This is a genomic window from Vreelandella sp. 2A-K22, from assembly GCF_054065485.1.
In genome coordinates this window covers 155,383-180,533 of record NZ_JBSUGC010000002.1, presented here as the reverse complement: position 1 = coordinate 180,533, position 25,151 = coordinate 155,383, and the positions used below count along the sequence as shown (strand labels likewise).

The window sequence follows — 25,151 nt, the reverse complement described above, 5'->3', positions numbered from 1 at the left end:
CTATTCTTCTTCGTCGCTGCGCTGATCAACGCGTAAAAATGTATTGCGGTAGTGGGCCAGCTCGGCAATCGACTCTTTAATATCGTCCATGGCCAAGTGCACATTCTGTTTACTAAAGCCCGCCAGCGCACCGGGGTTCCAGCGTTTGGCCACTTCTTTTATGGTAGACACATCAAGATTGCGGTAGTGGAAAAAGTTGAGCAACGCAGGCATTTCACGCTCGAGAAAACGACGATCCTGATGGATGCTGTTGCCACACATGGGCGACGAACCTGCCACTGCGTACTGCTGCAAAAACGCCAGGGTTTGCTGCTCAGCTTCAGCGGTTTCCACTTGGCTTGCCTTCACGCGTGCGACTAAGCCTGATTCGCCGTGGGTTTTCTGGTTCCAGTCATCCATCTGCGCCAGCAGACTATCGGGCTGCTTCACCGCAATAACCGGCCCCTCGGCGACCACATTCAAATCCGCATCTGTAATGAGCGTGGCTACTTCAATGATGCGCTCTTTATTAGGATCGAGACCGGTCATCTCTAGATCAATCCACACCAGCAGATCATTCCGCGGCGCTGTTTTTCCTTCTGTTGCACCCGTCGTATCGTTGCTCATTACCATTATCCTTTTGCCTAAATGGCTATTCAAATCATGCCATTGTGCCTTAAATTTACGCTTACAGTTAAACAAGGGCCTGTGGACGTTTCAGCGTGAATCACGACGAAACGTCCACAGGCCCTATAAATTCTCGCACTTTAACACGAGAGGAAACAGTTCCGCATCTGCCGCTGAAGCTATATCATCAGCAAACTATGCCGTTTTAATTATGGGTAAAGATTCACAAGCAGATCTCTGATTTAATTGGCATTTAAGTAGAAACAATGTTCACAAGATCGCCGTCACCCTTGGAAAGTTTATTAATATTGCGTGCCATCGTTAACTGGCGGCGCTTTACCGTACCGTGTGTCCATCCTGACATGTGCGGGGTCATAATCACGTTGTCTAATTCATGGAAAGGAAGAGAAGCGGGTAAAGGGTTAGACTCTGAGCCTGCTGGATAGACATACCAAGTATCTATGACCGCGCTAGCAATTCTCGACTCATTTAGGGCATCAAATAACGCTTTCTCATCAACCACGCGGCCACGACCAACATTGACAAAAACAGCGCTCCTTTTCATATCTTTAAACTCTTTTTGACCAATAAAACCTTCAGTATCTTTAGACAGCGGAAGCGTATTAACGACAATATCGACATCTTTCAACATAGAAGATAGATCATCAAAAGCATAATATTTTTTTATTTGGCTAGACGCTTCAACTATGCTCCTATTTGCTATTGAAACATCCATTCCAAAAGCATGAGCTCGACTTGCCAATTCTTTCCCAATATGTCCAAAACCGATGATACCTATGGATTCAGAAGATAGCTCAGTGCGTAGGCCTGATGCACCACCAGCCCAATACTCCCAGTCACCATGTCTTAATTTTTTATCAGCATCCGCTAGAGGAACATGTCTCAGCAGCAGAGCTGATATAATATACTCAACGATGGCTTGCTCATGGCCAAAACAATTACAGACCGTTGTTGTGCTTGGAAGCAGAGAGAGGTCTAAACCGTCATAACCAGCGCCTGGGACATGAAACAACTTTGTTTTTGTTAAAGTAGGTAGCGATGAATCATGTTTGACACCAACAATGACATCGGCACCGGCATAGCAAGCAATATCTTCTTCGGATTCGAGCGTATCTGGCAACAGTTTTATGGTGTGATCGTCCTCAAGAAGGGATTCAAAATTGCTAAAAAATGTTTGTGCATTTTTGCCATGAAAGACTATGTCCATGGAAGCTCCAGTATTGTTATTAAATTAAGGTTGTTTAAATTCCATTCTTACATCAAAGACACTAGGAGGTAATTCATCGCTTAAAACCGGCAACATATCTTTCACAAAGTCAATAAGCTTATCAGATGCCAGTGCGGCTTGTTCTGGCTTACCGGAAAGTATGGCATCCAGGACAGCGATATGACCTTCCACGGTACTATCAAGACTTTCCCCACCGGCAGTATAGGAATGATAAACCCAGCCAATTCTTCGAAAAATAGTATGCAGAGGTCTAAGCGTATACTGTAGAAAAGGCTCACCGCACGCGGAAAGCACCATTTGGTCTATTTTGCTATCATAAGCATTGAATTCAGAGATAGTTAAAGACTCACTTGTTTTTAACAAGTTAGCTATGTGGCGAAACTGACTTCTTTGCGCGTCGCTTGCCCTTTGGCTAGCCAGCGATATAACAAACCTTTCAAGGTCTCGACGTAAGTCAAGCAGTAATGAAGCACGAGACAAGTCTATTGGTGAAATCTGGACACCTTGTCGCGGATGAATAATCATTAACGTATCAGCAGCCAAACGAGTTGTCGCCTGATACACCGGCATTCGATTAAAGCCTGTCATCGTTTGTAAGTCTTGAATCCTAAGATGGCTGCCTGGCTTTAGCTCGCAGGTGACAATGAGTTCTTCAAGCTTATCATAGGCGAGATCAAGCAGGTTCTGACCCGCATTACTAGTTTTATTGCTCATATCTATTCAGCCATTGTTATCGGACAAAACTTACCTATTTTTCCATGCATAAGCTCGCCAAATAAAATATTATGCTTGGTAAATAAATAAAAATACTCATCGCACCTTTCATAGCAAACATAAATTTAACATTCAATCAACCTCTATCAAAAAAGCACAAAAAATTACCATGTAAAAAACTCATTTTCCGTCAAAATCAAGCTGAACTTTCATGGATTTTTCACGCAGAGAAGCTAGATCGAAAGCAGACTTTGCCTCTCCAAAAGGTATAACTGAAGATACGAAAGGTTTTAAATCAACCACCTTTCTATCAATAAGATCAGCTGCCTGGGAAAATTCCTCGTCAAAGCGGAAGCTCCCCATCATCTTAACCTCTTTAGCAACCGCTAAATTTAAGGGAAATGGAATCTCACCACCTAAACCGACCAAAATAATAATACCGCCGGGCTTAATAATCTCTAATGCCGACGCAAGTGCTTTGGGGCTACCCGAGCATTCAAAGATAACATCTTGGCTACCCTTCCCGTGAGCAAGGGAGGTCAACGCATCTGGTTGGCTATTGAGATTAACACTACGATGCGCACCTAATTGAGCCGCAATCGCTAAAGGAGCATCAGAAAGATCTGTCGCGGTAATATATTGAGCCCCAGCACGAGCAGCAGAAAGTACCGTTAAGCAGCCAATCGGCCCGCATCCCGAGACTAATACGTTACTCCCGACCAAAGAGCCTGCTTGGCGTACAGCATGGAGGCAAACGGCTAAAGGCTCTGCGCAAGCAGCATATGTCAGGTCAGTATCGGGTTGTAGCGGGTAGAGTTGTTGGGCTGGAATCGTGACATTTTGGCGAAACAACCCCTGTTGATGAGGAAAACGCATGGCACTTCCAAAAAAACGCATGTCTTCGCACTGGTTTCGTTGGCCATTTTGACAGTACTGGCATTTGCCACAAGGCATAGAAGGATTCACAGCCACCTTATCGCCCACTTTCAAATGTGAAACACCTATGCCAAGTTCCGCGACAACACCAGCTACTTCATGTCCTAGAACCATAGGCTCTTGCAACCTTACCGCACCAAAACCGCCGTTATGGAAGTAATGAAGGTCAGAGCCGCAAATACCACCTTTACTAATCGTTATTTTTGCTTCACCTGAACCAGGCGGATGCGCTTCTTGATGCTCTTCGACGCGCAAGTCACCGGGGGAGTGTATGACTATTGTTTGCATAAAGGCCCCCTATAGCACTGATATCATGCCGCCATCAGCATAAATTATTTGTCCATTAACATAGCCTGAAGCAGCGGAGCTAAGGTAAATGGCTGTTCCTGCGAGTTCCTCAGGTTTCCCCCAACGGCGGGCTGGTGTTCGACTTTTTACCCATGCATCAAAATCGGGGTTAGTGGTTAGGGCCTCATTCATATCAGTCAACATATAACCTGGGCCAATAGCGTTGGCCTGGATTCCATACTCTCCCCACTCAGCAGCCATGGCTTTAGTCAGCATTTTAACGCCGCCCTTGGCTACCGTGTAGGGAGCAACCGTTGCCCGGGCTAGCTCACTGGTTAAGGATCCGATATTAATTATCTTTCCGTAACCACGCTCAATCATTCTTTTTGCCGCTTCTCTGCCGACAACAAAAGCTGAGGTTAAATTAGTATCAATTACACGATGCCAATCGGATGTTTCAAGCTCAACCATCGGCTTTCTAAACTGCACTCCGGCATTATTAATCAAAATGTCAATATTGATACCAGCTTTATCGAATTTAGCGAAGGCTGATTTAACCTCGCTTTCATCGGTGACATCAAAAGCAGCGATTTCGACATGATAGCCACTCTGAGTCATCTCTCTTTCAGCAGCTTCTAGTCGCTCTCGGTTCATTCCGTTAAGGATGATCGAAGCTCCAGCACTGGCAAGCCCCTCGGCAAAAGCGCGACCCAAGCCCCGTGAAGAGCCGGTAATGAGAGCGGTTTTACCTGTTAAATCAAAAAGATTCGTTGCCATGGGTATCTCCTTTAAAGTGACGTTTTTCTCACGCTCAAATCGGAGCGTTTAAAGAAAGTGGGCAGAAGCTCAACACCAAGCCCTGGCCCTTCCATGGGGTATACAAAGCCATTCTCGATTTTGGGTACAGCCGTTACCAACTCGGTGTACCAGCCTCGATAAAAAGCTCTTACACTCTCCTGAATGAGCGTGTTTGGCTGGCTAAACGACATATGAATGGCGGCCACAAACCCGACCGGGCCAATACAGTCATGAGGAGCAAAAGGGCGATGCCAGGTTTCGGCAAGGGAGGCTATTTTGCGCCCTTCTGTTAACCCCCCTGTCCAGCAGAGATCGACCATAACCACATGGGTTGCGTCACGATCCAGCATGTCTTTATAGGGCCAACGAGAGCCAAGCGTTTCACTGGCACACGTCCAAACAGAGGTAGAAGCGGCAAACTCAGCAAGTGCTTGCGGTGAGTTCATTCGGATGGGGTCTTCATACCAAGTGGGATTAAATTGCTCCAATTCCTTAGCAATATTTTTTGCGGTCGGTAAATTCCACTGAGAATGAAACTCAACCATGATGTCAATTTCATCGCCAACAGCCTTACGTATTTCTTCGAAAGGTTTTATCGCTTTTTTCATTTGCGGTGAGGTGATGTACTGGCCACGCGTCTCAGCAGCAGCGGGGTCAAATGGCCAGATTTTCATTGCCGTAATACCCGACTCCAGGAGATTTTCAGCTAACTGCGCTGGGCGGTTCATAAAGCCGTCCAGATCCTCATAAGGCCCCTCTGAGGCACCTATATTCCAATTTGAAACCGGCTTGATATTGTTGGTTCGAACGTAACGATAACCTGCGCAAGTGTTATATATACGAATTTTCTCCCAACAAAGCCCCCCTAACATTTGGTGGACTGGCTGGTTACATACTTTACCAAAGATATCCCAGAGAGCTATGTCGATAGCAGAGGCTGCGCGGTATTCAGCGCCTGTTGAAGACTGCGCCATGGGGAGTGATACCATCTCTTTGTGCAAAGCCTCAATATGAAGAGGATCTTTGCCCAACAACCGCTCGGAAAGTGTTTCGTGTATATGGGCCTCTACAGCCCCAGCACCATAAAATGTTTCACCTAAACCGACGATACCTGCATCCGTTTCAACGTGCACCCAAAGCACATTGGAAAATTCTTTTAGTCGATATGTTTTTATCGCTGTTATTTTCATTTTTAATCCTTTTTAGCTGAGTGCGGCAGGCAACCAAAGTGCTATACCAGGAAAAGCCAACATAAATACCAGTATTGCTATTTGTATAAGCATAAATGGCCAAAGCGAAGCGTATATTGTCTGAAGGCTGATCTCAGGTGGGGCAACACTTTTCAAATAAAATGCAGCCGGTCCAAATGGAGGTGACAAAAATGCAACTTGCATCGTTAGTGAGAAGAGAACACCAAACCATACTGGGTCATAACCTAAATGAGTTACAATGGGTACAAAAATAGGAATTGTAAGAAGCAGTATTCCAATCCAATCCATAAACAGCCCAAGCACAAAAAACACTAGCATCATAACCAAGATTGTTGCAAAAGGAGAAATACCTAGCCCAGCAATAAAGCTAGTAACATACTGCTGCCCCCCTGAGAGATTGTATATTCCAATTAATACAGCTGCGCCAAAAGTTACCCATAAAATGATACCGCATGACAGGAGCGTCCTTTTAAGCGCTTGCCACACTAACTCTTTGCAAAGCTCTTTGCGTGCATATATCACCATAAGGGTGGCGCCCACAGCTACCCCAGCTGCTTCTGTAATTGATGTTACTCCTCCATAGATGCACCCAAACACGATAAAAATTAGCAACAGAAACGGAAGGAAGCCATGAATAATGTCCTTCCAACCAATGGCTTCGACTTCTACTTTATCAGGCATTGGGGCTAGATTTGGATTTAACGTACAACGAATATAGATATAAGCATAATAGGCAAGCGCTAATACAAAGCCTGGAACAAATGAAGCGAGAAACAATTTATGTACTGAGACTTCGGCGGTGAGCCCATAAACAATTAGCACAATTGACGGAGGGATCATTGTCCCCAAGGAACCGCCAGCACAGATCACGCCAATTGCCAGTTTTTTATCATAGTTAAGCCTCAACATTTGAGGTAGAGCCACTAGACCGAGCAGAACAATCTCACCACCTATGATACCGCTTATGGCAGCCATAAAGATGGATATAACAAGCGTAACGGTCATTACCCCACCTTTTCGGTGTCCAAATAGTTTATTGAGACTATTGTAAAGGTCGTGAGCTATTCTCGATCTTTCTAACAGCGTTGCCATAAATATAAACAACGGAATAGAGAGTAACGCATACTCAGTAGCCAGCCCATATATCGTTTTGTGGGCAATGGCGATGACGGGAGTACCATAATTAAAATAAGCTATTGTGATCGCAAGAGAGCCCGCAGCAAAGGCCAGCGGCACACCTATGGCCATCAGAAATAGAACGCCAAGAACAAGTACTAGGGTAATTAACTCAATCGACACGTCCCTTCTCCTCAGCCAGTGAGCGAGTGTCGATCCCCCGCATATTGTTGACGAAATTGATAATCGCGTAGATCGCTATTATCAGTGCTGCGCACACTATGGCAGGCTTGACTGTCGCAGGTATGGGAGGATTCCAAGCGGTACCAAAGCGCTCCCACGTTGACAATGCTTTCCATGAACTGGGCCAACCGAACCAGGATACCGCCAAGCAGTAAGTAAGCACGCAAATAAGCTGGATACAGTCGAATACTCGCTTTAGCCAAGATGGCGAAGCGTCATATAAGACGGTAATACGGAGGTGTTGGTCGAGCTGCATTGCATAGACACCTGCCGCCGCATAAAGAATCGCAGATAACCAAAGTGCCAGCTCATTGGCCCACAGGGTGGGAGATTTAAATATATACCTGGCTAACACTTCGTAAAAAGTGACGGCCACAATCACGAGTAGCAGCAAAGAAAAAAGTGCCGTTATTGTTTTTGCAATCGATGACTTATGCTTAGCAAGTGGCATAGAGTCTCTCCTTGAGTAAGCCGAGGCCCAATGGCCTCGGTTTATTGGCATTTTCATCTATTCAAGGATGCCTATTTTCGTCATATAGGCGATATGTGAATCGTACGCGGCTTTTGCTTCAGGACTACGTGTCGACCAATCTTCCCACACGGCTTGAGCTGCTTCCCTGAATGCCTGACGGTCTTCCTCGCTCCAATCGTGCAGAGTTACGCCTTCTTGCCTAAGTTCTACTGCTGCTTGACGATCGAGCATCGTGGAGTCTTGAACTATCTCCAATGCAATGGTATCCAGAGCAGAACGAAGTATTTGTTGCTCTGCTTCACTAAGGCTATTCCACTTTTCAAGATTCATCGCCACGTGCTCAATGGGCATTGAATGAAAACCCGGATAAGTAGCGTGCTCTGCTATATCGTAGAGACCTAAACCTTTATTCACTGCCAAGGTGGATGCATCCGCGCCGGAAACGGTTCCTGTGGACATCGCCGTAAACACTTCACCAAAAGGCATTACAACTGGGCCAGCTCCCAAACTTGCAAATATTTCAGACTCCATACCAGGAGGAGAGCGGAACTTCCAACCGTCTATATCTTCTATCCCCGCCAACTCAGTAGTCGAGCTGAGCGCTTCAGGAGTCGCGACAAACACTCCAACCAAGTGCATATCAAATTTGTGGTATAGTTCGTTAGCTAGCTCTAACCCGCCTCCATCTTTATACCAACCGATTAACTCGAGAGGTGTGTTGTACCCTCCCATGATATCGCCATAAAATTGAAAGGCTGGATTTTTACCCGTTATATATCCTGCCCCCGTTGCATCACCATCAATAATACCCATACTTGCTGACTCAAATGCCTCAGACGCTTTCACTACTGCTGAGTCAGTATGCATTTTTATATCTAAACTACCGCCTGACATTTCGTTTGCCAAATCGGCAAATCGATTAAGTGCCTCTCCTTGTAATGATGAGGAACTATGATGTGTTTGGAAGTTAAGCGTTGTTACATCTTGCGCGTAACTGTTGGTTAAAGGCGAGAGTAAAGCAATGCCAAGCGCTGCTACGATAGATCTTTTTATAGTTTTCATAAGCTGCTCCATGTTTGCGATGCATGCTGTGATATATCACAAAATATTAATAGCAGCCCTCAGATTGCTGTGTCAAATAGCCCTTGGTGAAGATTTTTTAAAGACTCATAAAAAGACTAGCGAGACCTATGCTTATACAACCCTATAATGCAGCCTGGCTCAGAACATAAAATGTATAAGAATACATTTTATGTTATATAAAACACTTCCTTACGAGAGCCACTCCGATTTCAGGTGCATACGACATAAGGTCATCTGATTTGACGCCCACAGTAAATGCGTAGTGAGCAGCTACAATGCCTTATACTAATTGATGAGTGCTCTTGAGACATTTCACCAGACAGAGCGAGCGCACAACCTCCGCGAATCTCACCTTGAGCACGGTTACGATACCTTGTAATGCTTAGCCTTTTTAGGTGTTGATGAGAGCACTGCAATGAGTAGCAGACTTGAATGCAACCTGAATAGTGAAAAACAAAATAATACTTAAGGAGCCTCTGATTAACGTAATGAGTGAAGGCCAGACAAGGCAAAAATCAACGAAAAAGCGGAGTTTACGGGTTGTAAATGAGCATTTTGAGGCGATTTTTAACGCCGTATGGTCGAGCGCAATAGTTAATCAGAGGTTTCTTAAATAACACTGAAAATAGACCCTTCAAGCAGCTACAAAGGAGAGCTTGGCTACTTGATGGCATCTTTGATAAGTACAATCACACCTTTGATAGGTACAATGACATCTATTGTAGCGATCATCAGGTGGTCATGAGCAAACGTAAATTAAGTCGCCAGCAACAGTGGCGCGTCGAGAAAGTCCAGGCGGAACGTGCCCAGCGTGCAGAAAAGCGCGATGTTCAAGACGCTGAAAAGCTCGCCGCCGGTGAATACGGTGCCGAACAGCCAGGCCGTGTCGTTGCTCACTTTGGACGCACCTTGGAGGTGCGCAATAGCGATAATGAACCGGTGCGCTGTCACTTACGCGCCAACTTGGACGGCCTAGTCACCGGCGACAGAGTGATATGGCGCGCAGGGCAAGAAGGCTCCGGCGTGGTGGTGGCCCGTGAAGAGCGCGATAGCGTGCTTAAGCGCCCAGATGCTCGCGGCCTGCTCAAGCCAGTGGCCGCCAATATTGACCAGCTGTTGATCGTGTTTGCGGTGGAACCCGCACCTCACGCCAACCTTATCGATCGCTATCTGGTCGCCGCCGAGGCCACCGGTATAGCGCCAGTGCTGGTGCTCAACAAAACCGATCTGCTGCCAGAAGATGGCGGCGAGTTAGGCAAATTATTAGAACGCTATCGCGATTTAGGCTATCCCGTCGTGCGCACCACCACCGCTACCGAAACCGGGCTGGATGATCTGCGCAGCCAGCTTGAAGGCCGCACCTCGGTATTCGTCGGTCAAAGCGGCGTGGGCAAATCTTCGCTAATCGACCTGCTGCTACCCGATGAAACCCTGCGCATTGGCGCGCTCTCGGAAGACTCGCGCAAAGGTACTCACACCACCACCACGGCACGCCTCTATACCATGAGTCGCGCTGAAGTGGCCGACGGCGATCTCATCGACTCACCGGGTATTCGCGAGTTTGGCCTGGTGCACCTCAACGAGCAGGAAGTCACCGACGGCTTTATTGAGTTTCACGACTATATTGGTCACTGCCGCTTCCGCGACTGCCGCCACCGCAATGAGCCAGGCTGTGCTTTACTCGCAGCGGTCGAGGCAGGCAAGATTCATCCAGCACGCTTTACCAGCTACCGGCGCATACTTGATAGCTTGGATAGCTAGGATTTAGAGGAGTTACTCATGAGCACCGAAAGCCAATCGTCGGAATCCAACCTGCTGCCGCTAATCGTTGAGCCTGAACAGCTGCAGGAACATTTGGATGACCCACAGCTGCTGATTATCGATGTACCGGTCAACGGCGATAGCTATCGCCAGGGCCATGTGCCTGGGGCTATCTTCCTCGATTTTCGCTACTTGATGCGCGGTGAAGGGCCTGTGCCCAGCGACGTTCCCAGCGTCGAGGCGCTATCAAGGCTGTTCAGTGCCCTGGGCTTAACCCGCGATACTCACGTGGTCGCTTACGACGACGAAGGCGGCGGCTGGGCGGCACGGTTACTGTGGACGCTAGACCTGATCGGCCACACTCGCTACTCCTATTTGAACGGCGGCATTCACGCCTGGCGCGATGCGGGCCTGGAAGAGAGCACAGAACCGACCGCCCCAACCCCCAGCGAATACCACGCTGAGTTTCTCAACCCCCAAGCCCTGATTACCTGCGACGAAATCAAAGAAAAGCTCGATGATAGGCAGTTTGCGGTATGGGATGCGCGCTCCAAAGATGAGTACGATGGCTTACGCGGTAACAACAAGCACCTGGGCCATATTCCGGGGGCGGTCAATATGGATTGGCTCCATGCCATGGATCGCAACCGCGCGCTACGTATACGCGATTACGCCGAGCTGATCACCGAGCTAGGCGCCCTGGGCCTCACGCCCGACATGGAAATTGCCACCCACTGCCAAAGCCACCACCGCAGCAGCTTCACCTGGCTGGTCGGCAAGGCACTGGGCTTTAATATGCGCGGCTACGCGGGTTCCTGGGGTGAATGGGGCAACCGCGACGATACGCCGATTGAGAAGTAATTCTCGACAGCTTGCGCCCTGGCGCCAGGAATACGTATAAGCAGACCGTCTTTTTCAGGGCCGGAAAGAGCTCCATGCAATTCCGGCATTCCCGCCATCCATGGCGGTCAGATGAAAAAGCCGAGCGCCCAGGGATGGGTTTACAGCGTGTCTGCGTTACGTATTGCTGGGTTAGCCAGGGCTGATATTTCAGCTCATTTAGGCTTTAAGCCACTGCTACGAAGATATTATTGTGACCCTTTCCCAAAAAGCCTTTTCGCTAATCCAATATCCGCTGCCTCACCACGCGATCTCGCGCCTAACCGGCCAGTTCGCCCAGTGTGACAATCCCTGGGTGAAAAACACCTTGATTGAAACGTTTATCAAACGCTTCAACGTTGATATGAGCCAGGCGCTAGAGCCAGACCCCACCGCCTACGCTACGTTCAACGACTTTTTCACCCGTGCGCTCAAAGCGGATGCCCGCCCACTGGGCGATGGCATCCTCAGCCCCGCCGACGGCACGCTCTCCCAATACGGACGCCTACAGGCCGGACAACTGGTGCAGGCAAAAGGCCACACCTACTCCGCGCAAACCCTGCTCGGCGGCGATACGGCACTGGCAGAAGAGTTCTTAGGCGGCAGCTTTGCCACCGTTTACCTCTCCCCTCGGGACTACCACCGGGTGCACATGCCGGTGACGGGTACGCTTAGGGAAATGATCTACGTGCCGGGGCGACTATTCTCGGTCAACCAAGCCACTGCCAACTGCGTGCCAGGCCTCTTCGCCCGCAACGAGCGCTTAGTATGTATCTTTGATACCGAGCACGGCCCCATGGCGATGGTACTGGTTGGTGCGATGATCGTCGCTGCCATCGAAACCGTCTGGTCAGGGCAGGTGACGCCGCTTGCGGGCTGCCCTCAGCGCACACAATTTAGCCAACCTATCACACTTGAAAAAGGCGCTGAGATGGGCCGCTTCAAGCTCGGCTCAACGGTGGTGATGTGTTTCGCCAAGCCGCCCAATTTCGCAAACAATCCGCTGGGCAGCATGGTGCAGATGGGGCAAACGCTGGGAGCTTATTGATGACCTTTCCCCCTGAACGACCTAGGTCGAAGCACTAGCCGCACCTGAGAGGAAGAGCTCGACACAGCGTCGAGCTCGAGCGTTGCACCGCGTCTCGTCAAGACGCACATGGCGACCAAGCAGAGCGTCAATGTGCCATTCACCAAGCAACATGCCCATAAACATACCGGCCGCTTCACGCGGATCGTCGAGGTCAAGACGGCCGCTATCCACCTGCTCGCTTAAGTAAGCAGCTAGCGCCTGACGGGTCTGGTCGGGGCCGCGAGTGAGAAACAGCTCACCAAGCTCCGGAGCCCGTTCGGCCTCAAAGGCTAAGCCGCGAACTAAACGGATCACGCCCGGCTCGAACACCAACGTCAGCATTCGGCGGCCTAGCTCGTACAGCACCTGCTCTAGGGCTTGGTGATCCCGTCGCCCCTCCTCCAGCACTGCCCAAGCGGTGGAGATATGACGCTCCATCGCCGCTGTGAATAATCCCTCCTTGTTACCGAACTGCTTATACAGCGTCGCCAAAGATCCGCCGGCGCGGGCAACCACTTCGTTAACGCTGGCACCGGCATAGCCCTGTTCAAGAAAAACATCCCGGGCAGCATCCAGCAAACGTTCACGGCGCGCCACGCCGCGCGACGTTACGCCATCAGTTATGTTGCGACCGAGCATATCTGGTGCGGTTGAGCGTGGCATTGACACTCCTATAGAGGTATATAAAGAAGGATTAATTATAAAGACGCGGCGCACAGAAGTAATATTTTTTGCCCTGGAAATGTAATGTAGCATTCATTACACTATTTGTCTTTTTCCCAAGGGAGGTGTCTTTGCCTCACAGGGAGCCCCTAGCAGGAGCGCTATTGCCTTAAGGAGTGGTCATGACATCGAATACTAAGCCGGGCGAGCCCCCGGATGAGCGCCAAAGCAGCCATACCGTCGCGGGTCAAGATGCCCACTCCAGCGGCAAAACTAGCCGCAAGTTACTCGCTATGGTGGCGGGGATTATCGTCCTGGTGGCGCTAATTTGGTGGGGCATGGGCTGGTGGCAAACCGGGCGCTTCATGGAAGAGACCGACAATGCCTACGTGCGCACCGACAGCGTCGCGGTACGCGCCGAGCTATCAGCGCGGGTCGTCGAGGTGGCGGTAGATGATAACCAAACGGTCAAGCAAGGCGATCTGCTGATACGTCTAGACGCCGAGAGCTACCGCGACCAGGTGACCCAGGCCGAGGCCCAGCAGGCAGTGGCCGCAGCCTCAATCGCCCAATCACACCGCCAGGTAGATTTGCAACAGGCGGCTATCGATCAGGCCACGGCTCAGCAGCAGGCGGCCCAGGCTAATCTCGACCAGGCGCGCCAGCATCTGGAGCGCTCCTCGTCGCTTGCCGCCAACAACTATGGCTCCCGTCAGCAGCGCGAAGATGACCAGGCCGCACTGAGTGTCGCCCAGGCAAAGCTTGCCGAAAGCCAAGCAGCGGTTGTCTCGGCCAGGCGGCAGCTAGCCGTGGCCGAGAGCGACGTGACCCGCGCTGAAGCCAATCTGGACGCCGCTAGCGCCGATCTTGACTATGCTCGCCACCAGTTGGATAAGACCCGCATCGTCGCCCCCCGGGACGGCGTGATTGGCAATCTACGCGTTGAGGTCGGCACCTTAGCGCAGCCGTCGCTGACGCTTTTGCAACTGGTACCCATCGAGTCGGCCTACGTGGCAGCCAACTTTAAGGAGACCCAGCTCGAGCGGATTCGCGTCGGCCAGCCAGTCGCGGTGCATTTGGATGCCTACCCGGATATTACCTACGAAGGCATCATCGACAGCCTGTCGCCAGCCACCGGCACCGAGTTCAGCCTGCTGCCCCAGGACAATGCCACCGGCAATTTCAACAAAATCGTCCAGCGGGTGCCGGTCAAGATCCGCGTCACCGGCCCCACCGAGGCGCTGAGCCAACTGCGCGCCGGGCTATCGGCCGTGCCCGAGATCGATACTCGTCATCTTGAACCACAAAATGACTCCCGCCCTGCCCAGCAGTTGGCAGCGGAGCGGCCCAAGTCATGAGCGAGACGGTCGCCGGCTCGGTGACGGGCGTTAACGACATGCCACCCTGGCCACAGCGCATTGGCTTCATTGCTGCGGTGTTTGGCATGTTCATGGCAATTCTGGATATTCAGATCGTCGCCAGCTCGCTCAACGAAATCCAGGCGGGGCTCTCAGCCAGCGAGGATCAAATCTCCTGGGTGCAGACCGCTTACCTGATCGCCGAGATTGTGATGATCCCGCTGTCGGGCATGCTGATGCGCATTCTCTCCACTCGAGTAGCCTTCACCCTGTCGTGCGTCGGCTTCACCCTGGCGAGCCTGGGCTGCGCGCTGGCCACCTCGATCGAGCAACTGATCGTGCTGCGCGCTATTCAGGGCTTTATGGGCGGAGCGATGATACCCATTACCCAGGCAGTTAGCTTTTCGATCTTTCCCCGCCGGGTGATGGGCAGCGTGCAGGCGGTGATCGGCATGGTTGTCACCATGGCACCCTCGGTGGGTCCCACCGTGGGCGGCTACATCACCGAGACGCTCAGCTGGCACTGGCTGTTCCTGGCCAACGTGATCCCCGGCGTTCTGGTCTGCTGGGCCGCCTGGACATTTCTCGATATCGACAAACCCAACCACGCGGTCGCGCGCCACCTGGACTTGATCGGCCTGGTATTGATCGCGGTGTTTTTGGGCTCGCTAGAGTTTGTGCTTGAAGAAGGGCCCGGCGATGACTGGTTTGCCAGCCAGCGAATCTTGCTGTTCAGCCTGACCTGCCTAGTGGCGGGAGCCTGGTTCTTCATCCGCACCCTGCGCAGCGACCACCCAATCGTCGATCTGCGCGCCTTTACCAACCGCAACTTTGCCATCGGCGCCGGGATGGGCTTTATCATCGGCATCGCGCTCTACGGGCTGGTCTACATCATGCCGCTGTTTTTTGGCTATGTGCGCGGCTATTCGAGCCTGCAAATTGGCCAGGTGATGTTCGTCACCGGGCTGACGATGTTTCTTTGCGCGCCTATTGTCGGTCAGCTGTCCAACCGCCTCGATCTGCGCATTATGCTGTTTATGGGCCTACTGCTGGTCGGCGTGGGCACCATAATGAACGCCAATCTTACCGTGGAGTCGGGCTTTTGGCAGTTCTGCGTGCCGCAGATCGTGCGCGGCATGGGGCTGATCTTGTGTATCATTCCAGCCTCGCGTATTGCCCTGGGCACCCTGCCGCCGAGCGAGGTAGGCAACGCCAGCGGGCTTTTTAACGTGATGCGCAACCTGGGGGGTGCCATGGGACTGGCGCTGATCGATACGGTGCGCGACATCCGCGAGGACTTTCACTGGAATCAGCTCATTCCTGCTATCGATACTAGCCGCGAGGTCGTGGTAGCGGAGATCGCCAAATACCAAGCGATGCTCGCCGGCTCGGTGCCCGATACCTATCACACCGCCGTCGCCATGCTGGCGCAACGAGTCTCTCAGCAGGCACAAGTGCTGGCCTTTAACGACATCTTTACTTGGATGGGACTGATCTACATTGCCAGCGTACCGCTGGTATTCCTACTGCGGAGGATTTCGGCTTGACGGCTTGCAGCCTGTTAGCAACTAGCCGCTAACAGCTGGGCGTTGAGAATGTAAGCACGTCTTCCAGGCGTGCTTTGCCGAGTGCCAACTGAATCAAGCGATCTATCCCCAGCGCCACACCGGCGCCTTCGGGCATTCCGTGCTCAAGTGCGGCCAGCAGCCGCTCATCCACATCCACTTCCGGTAAGCCCAAACGGCGGCGCTCAGCGTTATCTTCAGCAAAGCGCGTGCGCTGCTCAGCCGCATCGGTCAGCTCATCGTAGCCGTTAGCCAACTCAATACCGTTAAGATAGACCTCAAAGCGGGAAGCCACCCACTCACCATCTGCATCTTGATGGCGTCGCGCCAAGGCTGCTTGGCTAGCCGGATAATCAACTACCACGCTTAGCTCCTGCTGGCCTAACTGCGGCTCGATCACCACGCTCATTAACAGGTCAAGACAGGTCTCGCGGCCTTCATCAGCTAAGGATTGGGCAGACATTTGTGCCCGCTCGGCAGCTATCGCCCTCAGCCTATCCAGAGACGTCGTGAACGGATCAACCTCTACGTAAGTATGAAACAACTCCCGGTAGCGGTAATGCACAGGTGGGCCGGGGAAACTGGGCAACAGTGACATAATGAGCGTCGCAGTCTCATCAATCAGTTGATCCAGCGTAAATTGCGGCCGATACCACTCCAGCATAGTGAACTCAATATTATGGCGGGCGCCGATTTCGCCATCGCGAAAACTTCGCGCAAGCTGAAAGATCGGCCCACTGCCCGCTGCGAGCAAGCGCTTCATATGGAATTCAGGGGAGGTTTGTAGCCATAGACGGCGCTGCCCTTTGTCCGTGCGCGCCAGAGTGTGCAGCGACACCAAATGGATATCCGTGCTTCCCCCCTGCCCCAGCACGGGCGTTTCCACTTCCAGCACGTCACGCTGGGCAAAAAAAGCGCGCACTTTGGCCATTAACCGCGCCCGTTCGCACAGCGTTTCAAAGGACGCTGAGGGTTGCCAATCAATGGCCATAACGACTCCTTGAAAAAATCACCTTAAATAATAATGGCCACGCACAAAGCGTGGCCATTAAGACATACAAGCACCCTGGAAAGCGATCAAGCGCGTGAGACGTAGTCCCCACTGCGCGTATCGATTTTCAACACTTCGCCCTGGTTAATGAAAAGCGGCACACGCACCACAGCGCCAGAAGACAACGTCGCAGGCTTAGAACCACCCTGTGCCGTATCGCCTTTCAAACCGGGATCTGTTTCCACGACTTCCAACTCGATAAAGTTAGGCGGCGTCACGGAAATGGCTTTATCATCCCAAAGCGTAATGATATAGGGCACCTGCTCTTTCAGCCACTTGATGGTATCGCCTAGCGCTTTTTTCTCTACCGCATACTGCTCAAACGAGCCATCGGTCTTCATGAAGTGCCACATATCACCATCGGTGTAGAGATACTCCATTTCTAAATCCATGACATCGGCACCTTCCAGCGAGTCACCGGATTTGAAAGTCTTCTCACCTACGCGGCCAGTCATCAAATTCCGCAGTTTAACTCGGTTAAACGCCTGCCCCTTACCGGGCTTGACCAGCTCGTTCTCAACGATTGCACAAGGATCGCCGTCGAGCATTACTTTCAGACCGGCCTTGAATTCGTTGGTAGAATAGTTCGCCATAATGTCTCTCAATCATCCATTTCAGTTATTTGTATCAACAGGTGGTGCGCGAAGCCATACTTTGCCGCTGTCAGCAGGTTTATATACCAGTAGCTATATGCCAGCAGCGTTGCAAATGGCGTCGTTAAATAAGTGCGCGCATGATAACCCGAAGGAGGGCTTTTTTGCAGGAGAACATCATTATTGCCGCGTCTGAAACGCAAAGCCATCGCGACTCACTGGCGCATTCCACTTGGCAGCAGCAGCTTTCTCATGCCATTCGTGACCCGCAAACACTATGCGAACGGCTGGGCCTAAGCCACGACTGGTTGGCGGGCGCCAAGGCTGGACATGCACTGTTTGACGTATGTGTGCCTGAAGCGTACCTCAACAGAATAGCCTATGCCGACATAAACGACCCGCTGCTGCGTCAGGTACTGCCGCTTGGCGAGGAAGCACTAACGCCACATGGCTACGTCGTCGATCCGCTTGAAGAAGCCGAACATCGGCCCGCCAAAGGGCTGATCCATAAGTATGCTGGCCGAGTGCTGCTTATCGCCAGCCCCAACTGTGCCATCAACTGCCGCTACTGCTTTCGCCGCCATTTTCCCTATAGCGATAACTCACCCTCCAGAGCGCAGTGGCAGGAAGCGCTGGATTACCTGCGCGCTGACACCACTATTCACGAGGCGATTCTGTCTGGCGGCGATCCGTTGGCCGCCAGCGATCGCCAGTTGGCATGGCTGGTGGAGCAGCTAGAAAGCATCCCGCACCTAAAACGGCTACGCATTCATACCCGCCTGCCGGTGGTGATTCCCGATCGGGTCGATGACGCTCTGCTTGGCTGGCTTTCCTCTACACGCCTGCAAAAGGTGGTGGTGTTGCATATTAACCACGCCAATGAAATCGACCAGGCGGTGGTAGACGCCTGCGCGCGCCTTAAGCAGGCGGGTGCAACACTACTCAACCAGAGTGTACTGCTGCGCAATGTGAACGATAGTGTCACGGCCCTTACCGCACTTTCTGAACGGCTATTCGAAGCGGGTATTCTGCCCTATTACTTGCATGTACTGGATCCTGTGCAAGGCGCCGCGCATTTTGATGTGCCGGACAGCGAAGCACGCGAGCTGGTTGCTCATCTTCGCGATCATTTACCCGGTTTCTTAATGCCACGCCTAGTGCGAGAAATTCCTGGAAGGGGAAGTAAAACGCCGTTGTGACGCATGTTGAAGAAACAGCGGCACTGAGACGCTTGAATGGCTCAGTGCTGAAGCCTTAAGCCAAAAGTTAGCTATACCCTCCGGATAGGCCCAGCATACTGAGCCACCAGCTCATCCGCAGTAAGCAGCAAAAATCCCTCAGCTTCTGCCTGGGCCACCAAAATTCGATCAAAAGGGTCTTTGTGGATGACTGGTAAATGAGCAACGTTAAGTGTATGCAATGAACTGATAGAAAGTTCTAAATAACCGTTATCCAGCAGCCCACGACGCAGCAAGTGCGGGTCAACGTGAAAATCAGGGCGTTGCAGACTGTTCTTAATGACCACTTCCCATATGCTGGCAGCGCTAAAATAGAGCCTGTTATCTTCGTCATTAATCATAGCTCGCGCATCAGCAGAAAGCCTCTCCGGCGCAGCCGCCGCCCAGAGCAAAACATGCGTGTCCAGAAGTAGATTCACATCAACCTCCAAACATCTCGGCTATTTCCTCCTGCCCCATACGATCAAAGTCATTAGGTATCTTAAACTGGCCTGCCAGAAATCCCAGACGCTTTTGCTGGCCAGAAGCAGGGCTATCAATGGCCGTCACGCGTGCCATCGGTTTGCCTGCTTTGGCAATAATAAACCCCTCCCCCTCGGCAGCCCTCGCCACCAGCTGAGACAAACGTGTTTTAGCTTCGTGAATATTGATAGCCTCCATATAAAATCTCCTAAAAATGCGGCTTTGTTAGTAAGCTTAGTTTAATAGGTTTAGTTTAGCCGAGGCGAACGCTTTTACAATGCATCCCCTTCATTGAAAAAACAGCGCTAGGTGTTGCTACAGTTAATCAAGACATGTCACCCAGATCGTAAAAATATCGTTTTCTGCTAAAGTTATAGTGCTAACGATTTCTGACGTTGAATTAGCCTCAACGTTGGGCATCTCACTCAGCAGGAGGCCATAGCGTTATGTCACCATCCCTCTCGTCCAGACCGGGCGCTTTCGTCCTCTTAATAGCCTCGCTTGCCGGGCTTGCCATCGCTTTATATGCCTATTTCACACCACTAACCGGCGTCACTGGAACGCTTGGGGCACTGGTCGCCATTGTGGCCTGCCTCGCCCTTGCGGTGATGGCGTTACTTCTCTTTAAAGTTAGAGGGCGTGGTGCTTCCATCGTACTGCGGATACTCATACTGATGGGGCTTGCCGGTACATCTTTCGCCGGAATGCTGCTGCATCAGTGGTGGATCAGCGCAGCCATGGTAGTCGGTCTGATCGGCTTGATTGTTGATATGGTTCGCGCAACCCATCACGCCCGTCTCACCCAAACCTGAGGAGCCGCCCATGCCGACATTAGTATCCACCCCGTTTAAATCGATAACCCCAGGCTTAGGCGCAGTCACCGCCCTGGCGATCTGTTTTACGCCCTTGCCGTTACTGGCTCAGGATCAACCCAGTGAGCAGGAGAATCCCGAGCAGGAAGAAGCGCCCAGTCGCGCTCCCATCCCGCTGGTGCCTGGCGAGCCGACCTGGAACAGCTTCCATGGCCAGCTTAATGCCCAAAAATATAGCCCACTTGATCAAATCAATACTGATAACGTCGGCGAGCTGGAGAAGGTATGGGAAGTGCATACCGGCGATGTCGCGGATGGCTCGGGGGAATTGCCAGCCACCGTTTGGTCAGCGACCCCGGTGTTTGCTAACGATACCCTTTATATTGGTACCCCCTTCTATCGCATACTCGCGTTAGACCCCGGTAGTGGCGAAGAGAAATGGAGTTTCGATACTCAATCCTCTCTGGAAGCGCTAACTCAACCCGCCTTGAAAAACCGTGGTGTGGCCTATTGGGAAGCCGACGATCCGGTAGCAGGCGAGCCCTGTCAGAAAATTATCTATATGGGCACCATGGATGCACAGCTTTTCGCGGTTGATGCCGATAGTGGCGAACAGTGCGCCGACTTTGCCGATAACGGTGTGCTCGACGTCAACCAGTGGAACGACACCAACGACCGCTGGCCGCTTTCGCTACTACAACCCCCTACCGTGGTGGGAGACCACTTGGTACTCGGCTGGGCGGGGATGGACTGGGCATACGAACAGGCGCCACCCGGCACCGTTTACTCAATTAATGCCCGCACTGGAGAACGTCAATGGACGTTCCAGGCACTTTCCGATGAGATGCGCGATCAAAGCGGCACCGCCAATGTCTGGACACATATGTCCGCCGACGAGGAGCGTGGTTTAGTCTATCTGCCGGTTTCCTCACCCTCGCCGAACTACTGGGGCGGCAATCGCACCGAAGAAGTGCCTCTGGGCACATCCACCACTGCCCTGGATATCGAGACCGGCGAAGTGGTTTGGTCGCGGCAGTGGGTACATCACGATATCTGGGATTACGATATCAATGCCGCACCAACGCTGATGGACATCACAGCAGATGGTGAAGAAATACCGGCACTCATCCAAGCAACCAAAATGGGCTTTCTGTTCGTGGTTAATCGCGAAACAGGCGAAGACGTTTGGCCGATTGAGGAGCGCCCGGTACCCAGCGGCGACGGCAGCGTTGAGGGCGAAGTTTACGCGCCGACCCAGCCTTTCCCGACTAAACCGGAACCGCTGTTAGATCAGTCTGAAAAGCCCAACGTCTGGGCGCTGGCCGACGCGGTTAGCTTCGGAGAGTGTTCCGCATTGTGGGACGATCTTCACTATGAAGGCATGTACACCCCGCCCACTACCCAAGGCGAAGGCACGCTCGGCTATCCGATCAGCGCAGGCGGCGTACAGTGGGGTGGTGTGGCCTTTGATCCGAAGAGCCAAACAGCAATCGTCAATACCTCGCACATTGTGCAGTACATAAAACTCTATAATCGCGAAGATTATGACAAAGCGGATAGCGGATCCGGCAATGAAAGCGGTTTTGCCCCACAGGAAGGCGCGCCCTATGGGATGCGTCTTGAGGTAGCGCTTAACCGGCTAGGCATGCCCTGCTGGGAGCCCCCCTTTGGCGAGCTTGTCGCCCTGGATATGACCAGCGGTGATATCAAATGGCGTCGTCCGGTGGGTGCATCGCAACAGTATGGCTTTTTTATGCCTGAGAGCTGGGGCTCGCCCACCATCGGTGGCCCGGCCGTAACCGCAGGCAATATTATCTTTATTGGCGCTTCCATGGATGCCAAGGTGCGTGCCTACTCCCTTGAGACCGGCGAGGAGCTCTGGTCAGACCAGACCGAAGCCCCCTCCGTCTCGAACCCCGCGGTCTACGAGTATAATGGTCGCCAATATGTCGCCTTTGTTTCCGGTGGCAATACCATTCTGAAAGATCAGGTAGGTGATCAGATCGCGGTCTACGCACTGCCAGAATAACCCTTAGCGTAGATAAAATGATAAACGGGGCGGCCTCAAAGGCCGCCCCGTTTACGTTAACAGCTACTTTCTCTCACTGCTTCAGCCAAAATCACGGCTCTGAGGCTTGGTACGCCTGGCCAACTGATTATTTGCCGCCCTAAAGCATACCCGCATCAGCGGCACCAGCAGCCACAGTATCGGCGTAAGTAGCCAGCGGAAAATAAAGCGCGCAATAAAGAGTACTGGCAGTAGCACGATGAGCCAGATAAGAAACTGACCGAACCAGACCGGCCAGCCAAGCCAGGCAGAGAGGTTGACGCCGAGTGCGCTCACTAAGCTTGGGTGGCGCACCACCACATAGGCAGTGCCCGCTACTGCGGCCACCTTGGCCATACGAGGCAAGCTCGTAAAACGTCCGCTGGTGGCTAGGATCCCTTGGCGCAGGCTCGTCCTAGCGCCCTGGGCTTCCACACTGCCCACTCGGGCAGCACGAGCGGCCTTGCCTGCCCGCAGCACCTTCACGGTGCTGGCCATCACCAGTAGATCGACACCGGCCCAGCCTAGATCAGCGGCGCCAATGTCGTCGCCCCGCCGCCACTGGCTTTCCAAATCGCGTAAACCACTGGTGAAGAAATCGCCCAGGCCCGCAACCAGACGCTCGCCCTGTAGCCACTCCACGTCGCCTTGTTCACTGACCACAAACTGGTTGAGCAGCGCGTGGCCATTGGCATCCAGCAGCGCAATACCCATCTGCCCGCGGCGATAAGGGGTGAGCGCTGAATCCGCTTCTCCTTCCTCATCGCTCCACCAGCGGCTGAATTGCTGATAACGCTCACCGACCCAGTACTGCGCCTTTAGCGTGGCCACATCGTGGCTGCGAAAGTAGCTAATGGGAAGTACGGCGTCAGCCCCATAGCGCACCAGTACTCGCTGAAAATTGGGCAGTAAGCCGTACTCCACTAATACATCGCGGGCCATATCACCGTGGCGCAAAATCGCCAAAGAGGCGCTCATCCACAGCGCCTGATCGTCAGCATAGCTGAGAAACAGCGCATTGAGCTCCGCTGTTTCCTGCTGAAGCGACGCCTCTAGCGAGGGCAATGCCCGCTGAGCTTCCAATCTTACCAGTTTGGACTCAAACGGCTCATGAGAGGCCAATGTCGATGCTAGCCCGGCGATCACTATCGCGGTTACTACCATTATCTGCCAGGGCCGCATTGCAATTCACCTCGCTCAACTGGTAACTGCAGTATTACCCCAACGTCTCTGCCGTCACGTTGGCCGCCGCAGGCTGGGTAGAATGGTGGCGATTGATCGCGCTCAATACCCCCTTCATCGACGCGCTGGTAATGCTTTCATCGTTGCCTACACCGAATACCGCTTTGCCGTCGATACGCACTTCCACATAAGCGATCGCCTCAGCGTCAGCGCCCTGCCCGCGGGAGTGCTCGTGGTAGTCGATAATCTCTACATCGTGCCCTGCGGCTGCCAGTGCTTTAACAAAGGCCGCTAACGGACCGTTGCCCTCGCCCTTTAACGTTTGCCGTGTGCCGCTCTCCTCAATCACGGCGTCCAGCGTGACTTTGGGGCTGTCAGGTTCAGACGACAAACGGTGGTTAACTAATGCAAAGGGCACTCGCTGCTCTAAATACTCATCCGAGAACGCCTGATAGATCATCTGCGAGGTGATCTCACGCCCGGTGCGCTCTGCCACTTCCTGAACGACCTGACTAAACTCGATGGAAAGCCGGCGCGGTAGCTCAATACCGTGTTCCTGCTCAAGCAGGTAGGAAACACCGCCTTTACCCGATTGGCTGTTAACCCGAATCACCGCTTCGTAGCTACGGCCCACGTCCAGCGGATCGATAGGCAAATAAGGCACATCCCAAACGGCATCAGGATTGGCGCGACGATCTGCCATGCCTTTTTTGATCGCATCCTGATGAGAGCCGGAGAAGGCGGTAAACACCAAATCGCCCACGTAGGGGTGGCGCGGATGCACCGGCAGTTGGTTGCAGTACTCCACTTCGCGCATGATGGGCGTGATATTGGAAAAATCGAGCTGGGGGTTAACGCCCTGGGTATACATATTCATCGCCAGGGTGACGATATCAACGTTGCCGGTGCGCTCGCCATTCCCAAACAGCGTACCCTCAACGCGATCAGCTCCGGCCATCAGCGTCAGCTCTGCCGCCGCAACGCCGGTACCGCGATCGTTATGGGGGTGAACGCTGACAATCAAGTGGTCGCGGTTTTTGACGTGGCGACAGAACCACTCGATCTGGTCGGCGTAGTTGTTGGGCGTGGCGACTTCTACCGTGGCAGGCAGGTTCACGATCATGGGCTTATCGGCGCGGGTGCCATAAGCGTCCATGACCGCTTCGACGATCTCAACGGCAAAGTCCATCTCGGTGGTAGTGAAGAGTTCCGGCGAGTACTGGAACGTCCAGTTGGTTTCTGGTGCGGCGTCCATCTGCGCGCGAATCTGCTGGGTTGCTTCGACGGCGATTTGCACGCATTCAGCTTTATCGACATTGAACACCACCCGGCGAAACATGGGATCGGTAGCGTTATAGACGTGGACGATAGCGTTTTTGGCGCCTTGTAGCGCTTCAAAGGTGCGTTCAATCAAGTGCGGACGTGCCTGGGTTAGCACTTGAATGGTCACATCCTCAGGAATTTTATCCTGCTCAATCAGCGAACGAACGAAATCGAAGTCGGTTTGGGAGGCTGACGGAAAGCCCACTTCTATCTGTTTAAAACCGACACTTAGCAGCATGTCGAATAAGCGCTGTTTGCGCTCCTGATCCATGGGGTCGATCAGCGACTGGTTGCCGTCGCGCAGGTCAACGCTGCACCAGACAGGCGCCGTCTCGATACGCTTGCTCGGCCACTGGCGGTCGGGCAGATCAACGGCCACAAAGGGGCGGTACTTTTTGGCAGGATCAGTCAACATCATGGCGGCTCTCCTAA

General features: G+C 52.5%; 24 protein-coding genes. 8 read left to right on the top strand and 16 right to left on the bottom strand.

Annotated elements, in window-relative coordinates; genetic code table 11:
- The 9 genes from orn to ACW17M_RS03080 form a co-directional block, all read right to left on the bottom strand.
- Positions 1–606: an oligoribonuclease gene (gene orn, locus ACW17M_RS03120; RefSeq protein ID WP_039859766.1), complete on the bottom strand. Its 606-nt coding sequence runs from the start codon at positions 604–606 to the stop codon at positions 1–3.
- Between the two features lie 253 nt (positions 607–859).
- Positions 860–1,834, bottom strand: a complete 975-nt coding sequence (locus ACW17M_RS03115; protein ID WP_457546906.1) for a 2-hydroxyacid dehydrogenase — start codon at positions 1,832–1,834, stop codon at positions 860–862.
- 24 nt (positions 1,835–1,858) lie between these two features.
- Positions 1,859–2,569: a GntR family transcriptional regulator gene (locus tag ACW17M_RS03110; RefSeq protein WP_051052087.1), complete on the bottom strand. Its 711-nt coding sequence runs from the start codon at positions 2,567–2,569 to the stop codon at positions 1,859–1,861.
- 180 nt (positions 2,570–2,749) lie between these two features.
- Positions 2,750–3,793, bottom strand: a complete 1,044-nt coding sequence (locus tag ACW17M_RS03105) for an L-idonate 5-dehydrogenase (protein WP_009287755.1) — start codon at positions 3,791–3,793, stop codon at positions 2,750–2,752.
- 9 nt (positions 3,794–3,802) lie between these two features.
- Complete coding sequence (locus tag ACW17M_RS03100; protein WP_027959058.1) at positions 3,803–4,570, bottom strand: SDR family oxidoreductase; 768 nt, start codon at positions 4,568–4,570, stop codon at positions 3,803–3,805.
- An 11-nt stretch (positions 4,571–4,581) separates the two neighbouring features.
- Positions 4,582–5,781 carry a mandelate racemase/muconate lactonizing enzyme family protein gene (locus tag ACW17M_RS03095; protein ID WP_022523977.1) on the bottom strand — a complete coding sequence of 400 codons (1,200 nt, stop codon included), beginning with the start codon at positions 5,779–5,781 and terminating at the stop codon, positions 4,582–4,584.
- Between the two features lie 12 nt (positions 5,782–5,793).
- Positions 5,794–7,101 (bottom strand): TRAP transporter large permease, encoded by a 1,308-nt coding sequence (locus tag ACW17M_RS03090; protein ID WP_027959056.1) that lies wholly within the window; start codon positions 7,099–7,101, stop codon positions 5,794–5,796.
- Positions 7,091–7,612 (bottom strand): TRAP transporter small permease subunit, encoded by a 522-nt coding sequence (locus tag ACW17M_RS03085; RefSeq protein WP_141441291.1) that lies wholly within the window; start codon positions 7,610–7,612, stop codon positions 7,091–7,093. The genes ACW17M_RS03090 and ACW17M_RS03085 overlap by 11 nt, the downstream gene beginning before the upstream one ends.
- Positions 7,613–7,669: 57 nt before the next feature.
- On the bottom strand, positions 7,670–8,695 hold the full coding sequence (locus tag ACW17M_RS03080) for a TRAP transporter substrate-binding protein (RefSeq protein WP_039859763.1): 1,026 nt from the start codon (positions 8,693–8,695) through the stop codon (positions 7,670–7,672).
- Positions 8,696–9,457: 762 nt separating this feature from the next.
- On the opposite strand from ACW17M_RS03080, the gene rsgA reads away from it, so the two are divergent.
- The 3 genes from rsgA (at position 9,458) to asd (ending at position 12,404) form a co-directional block, all read left to right on the top strand.
- A complete protein-coding gene (rsgA, locus tag ACW17M_RS03075) occupies positions 9,458–10,477 on the top strand; it encodes a small ribosomal subunit biogenesis GTPase RsgA (protein ID WP_022523982.1) in 1,020 nt (339 codons plus the stop codon).
- Between the two features lie 18 nt (positions 10,478–10,495).
- Positions 10,496–11,338: a sulfurtransferase gene (locus ACW17M_RS03070; protein ID WP_022523983.1), complete on the top strand. Its 843-nt coding sequence runs from the start codon at positions 10,496–10,498 to the stop codon at positions 11,336–11,338.
- A gap of 232 nt (positions 11,339–11,570) precedes the next feature.
- Positions 11,571–12,404, top strand: a complete 834-nt coding sequence (gene asd / locus ACW17M_RS03065) for an archaetidylserine decarboxylase (RefSeq protein WP_190373433.1) — start codon at positions 11,571–11,573, stop codon at positions 12,402–12,404.
- A 21-nt stretch (positions 12,405–12,425) separates the two neighbouring features.
- Here asd and ACW17M_RS03060 read toward each other — a convergent pair whose 3' ends face one another.
- On the bottom strand, positions 12,426–13,088 hold the full coding sequence (locus ACW17M_RS03060) for a TetR/AcrR family transcriptional regulator (protein ID WP_022523985.1): 663 nt from the start codon (positions 13,086–13,088) through the stop codon (positions 12,426–12,428).
- A 182-nt stretch (positions 13,089–13,270) separates the two neighbouring features.
- Between ACW17M_RS03060 and ACW17M_RS03055 the strand changes: the two genes are divergently transcribed.
- Positions 13,271–14,446: an HlyD family secretion protein gene (locus ACW17M_RS03055; RefSeq protein WP_457546905.1), complete on the top strand. Its 1,176-nt coding sequence runs from the start codon at positions 13,271–13,273 to the stop codon at positions 14,444–14,446.
- A 38-nt stretch (positions 14,447–14,484) separates the two neighbouring features.
- Positions 14,485–15,993, top strand: a complete 1,509-nt coding sequence (locus tag ACW17M_RS03050) for a DHA2 family efflux MFS transporter permease subunit (protein ID WP_231500663.1) — start codon at positions 14,485–14,487, stop codon at positions 15,991–15,993.
- Between the two features lie 28 nt (positions 15,994–16,021).
- Here the strand turns inward: ACW17M_RS03050 and epmA are convergent, their stop codons facing one another.
- The gene (gene epmA, locus ACW17M_RS03045) at positions 16,022–17,002 is read right to left on the bottom strand and encodes an EF-P lysine aminoacylase EpmA (protein ID WP_457546904.1); all 981 of its coding nucleotides are present in this window, start codon (positions 17,000–17,002) and stop codon (positions 16,022–16,024) included.
- Positions 17,003–17,088: 86 nt separating this feature from the next.
- The gene (gene efp, locus ACW17M_RS03040) at positions 17,089–17,655 is read right to left on the bottom strand and encodes an elongation factor P (RefSeq protein ID WP_022523987.1); all 567 of its coding nucleotides are present in this window, start codon (positions 17,653–17,655) and stop codon (positions 17,089–17,091) included.
- A gap of 164 nt (positions 17,656–17,819) precedes the next feature.
- Between efp and epmB the strand changes: the two genes are divergently transcribed.
- Positions 17,820–18,854, top strand: a complete 1,035-nt coding sequence (epmB, locus tag ACW17M_RS03035) for an EF-P beta-lysylation protein EpmB (RefSeq protein WP_027959051.1) — start codon at positions 17,820–17,822, stop codon at positions 18,852–18,854.
- Between the two features lie 71 nt (positions 18,855–18,925).
- On the opposite strand, the gene ACW17M_RS03030 is transcribed toward epmB, so the two are convergent.
- Together ACW17M_RS03030 and ACW17M_RS03025 are read right to left on the bottom strand one after the other, a co-directional pair.
- Positions 18,926–19,312, bottom strand: a complete 387-nt coding sequence (locus ACW17M_RS03030; protein WP_342584116.1) for a type II toxin-antitoxin system VapC family toxin — start codon at positions 19,310–19,312, stop codon at positions 18,926–18,928.
- A 1-nt stretch (position 19,313) separates the two neighbouring features.
- Positions 19,314–19,553, bottom strand: a complete 240-nt coding sequence (locus tag ACW17M_RS03025) for a type II toxin-antitoxin system Phd/YefM family antitoxin (RefSeq protein WP_022523990.1) — start codon at positions 19,551–19,553, stop codon at positions 19,314–19,316.
- Between the two features lie 248 nt (positions 19,554–19,801).
- Between ACW17M_RS03025 and ACW17M_RS03020 the strand changes: the two genes are divergently transcribed.
- A complete protein-coding gene (locus ACW17M_RS03020; protein WP_457546903.1) occupies positions 19,802–20,167 on the top strand; it encodes a hypothetical protein in 366 nt (121 codons plus the stop codon).
- A gap of 10 nt (positions 20,168–20,177) precedes the next feature.
- On the top strand, positions 20,178–22,196 hold the full coding sequence (locus tag ACW17M_RS03015) for a pyrroloquinoline quinone-dependent dehydrogenase (RefSeq protein ID WP_457546902.1): 2,019 nt from the start codon (positions 20,178–20,180) through the stop codon (positions 22,194–22,196).
- An 81-nt stretch (positions 22,197–22,277) separates the two neighbouring features.
- On the opposite strand, the gene ACW17M_RS03010 is transcribed toward ACW17M_RS03015, so the two are convergent.
- Both ACW17M_RS03010 and leuA read right to left on the bottom strand, forming a co-directional pair.
- Entirely contained in the window at positions 22,278–23,396 is a 1,119-nt protein-coding gene (locus tag ACW17M_RS03010; RefSeq protein ID WP_457546901.1) for a hypothetical protein, read from the bottom strand.
- 34 nt (positions 23,397–23,430) lie between these two features.
- Positions 23,431–25,137 carry a 2-isopropylmalate synthase gene (gene leuA, locus ACW17M_RS03005; protein WP_233974811.1) on the bottom strand — a complete coding sequence of 569 codons (1,707 nt, stop codon included), beginning with the start codon at positions 25,135–25,137 and terminating at the stop codon, positions 23,431–23,433.
- Positions 25,138–25,151: the final 14 nt, after the last annotated feature.

Excerpts from the sequence above, each read along its gene's own strand:
- ACW17M_RS03015 (WP_457546902.1), top strand. The coding sequence starts at position 20,178 with ATGCCGACATTAGTATCCACCCCGTTTAAATCGATAACCCCAGGCTTA.
- ACW17M_RS03050 (WP_231500663.1), top strand. The coding sequence starts at position 14,485 with ATGCCACCCTGGCCACAGCGCATTGGCTTCATTGCTGCGGTGTTTGGC.
- ACW17M_RS03105 (WP_009287755.1), bottom strand. The coding sequence starts at position 3,793 with ATGCAAACAATAGTCATACACTCCCCCGGTGACTTGCGCGTCGAAGAG.
- ACW17M_RS03095 (WP_022523977.1), bottom strand. The coding sequence starts at position 5,781 with ATGAAAATAACAGCGATAAAAACATATCGACTAAAAGAATTTTCCAAT.
- leuA (WP_233974811.1), bottom strand. The coding sequence starts at position 25,137 with ATGATGTTGACTGATCCTGCCAAAAAGTACCGCCCCTTTGTGGCCGTT.
- orn (WP_039859766.1), bottom strand. The coding sequence starts at position 606 with ATGAGCAACGATACGACGGGTGCAACAGAAGGAAAAACAGCGCCGCGG.
- ACW17M_RS03070 (WP_022523983.1), top strand. The coding sequence starts at position 10,496 with ATGAGCACCGAAAGCCAATCGTCGGAATCCAACCTGCTGCCGCTAATC.
- ACW17M_RS03055 (WP_457546905.1), top strand. The coding sequence starts at position 13,271 with ATGACATCGAATACTAAGCCGGGCGAGCCCCCGGATGAGCGCCAAAGC.
- ACW17M_RS03080 (WP_039859763.1), bottom strand. The coding sequence starts at position 8,695 with ATGAAAACTATAAAAAGATCTATCGTAGCAGCGCTTGGCATTGCTTTA.
- ACW17M_RS03115 (WP_457546906.1), bottom strand. The coding sequence starts at position 1,834 with ATGGACATAGTCTTTCATGGCAAAAATGCACAAACATTTTTTAGCAAT.
- epmA (WP_457546904.1), bottom strand. The coding sequence starts at position 17,002 with ATGGCCATTGATTGGCAACCCTCAGCGTCCTTTGAAACGCTGTGCGAA.
- efp (WP_022523987.1), bottom strand. The coding sequence starts at position 17,655 with ATGGCGAACTATTCTACCAACGAATTCAAGGCCGGTCTGAAAGTAATG.
- ACW17M_RS03100 (WP_027959058.1), bottom strand. The coding sequence starts at position 4,570 with ATGGCAACGAATCTTTTTGATTTAACAGGTAAAACCGCTCTCATTACC.
- ACW17M_RS03010 (WP_457546901.1), bottom strand. The coding sequence starts at position 23,396 with ATGCGGCCCTGGCAGATAATGGTAGTAACCGCGATAGTGATCGCCGGG.
- rsgA (WP_022523982.1), top strand. The coding sequence starts at position 9,458 with ATGAGCAAACGTAAATTAAGTCGCCAGCAACAGTGGCGCGTCGAGAAA.
- ACW17M_RS03025 (WP_022523990.1), bottom strand. The coding sequence starts at position 19,553 with ATGGAGGCTATCAATATTCACGAAGCTAAAACACGTTTGTCTCAGCTG.
- ACW17M_RS03020 (WP_457546903.1), top strand. The coding sequence starts at position 19,802 with ATGTCACCATCCCTCTCGTCCAGACCGGGCGCTTTCGTCCTCTTAATA.
- ACW17M_RS03110 (WP_051052087.1), bottom strand. The coding sequence starts at position 2,569 with ATGAGCAATAAAACTAGTAATGCGGGTCAGAACCTGCTTGATCTCGCC.
- ACW17M_RS03060 (WP_022523985.1), bottom strand. The coding sequence starts at position 13,088 with ATGCCACGCTCAACCGCACCAGATATGCTCGGTCGCAACATAACTGAT.
- ACW17M_RS03085 (WP_141441291.1), bottom strand. The coding sequence starts at position 7,612 with ATGCCACTTGCTAAGCATAAGTCATCGATTGCAAAAACAATAACGGCA.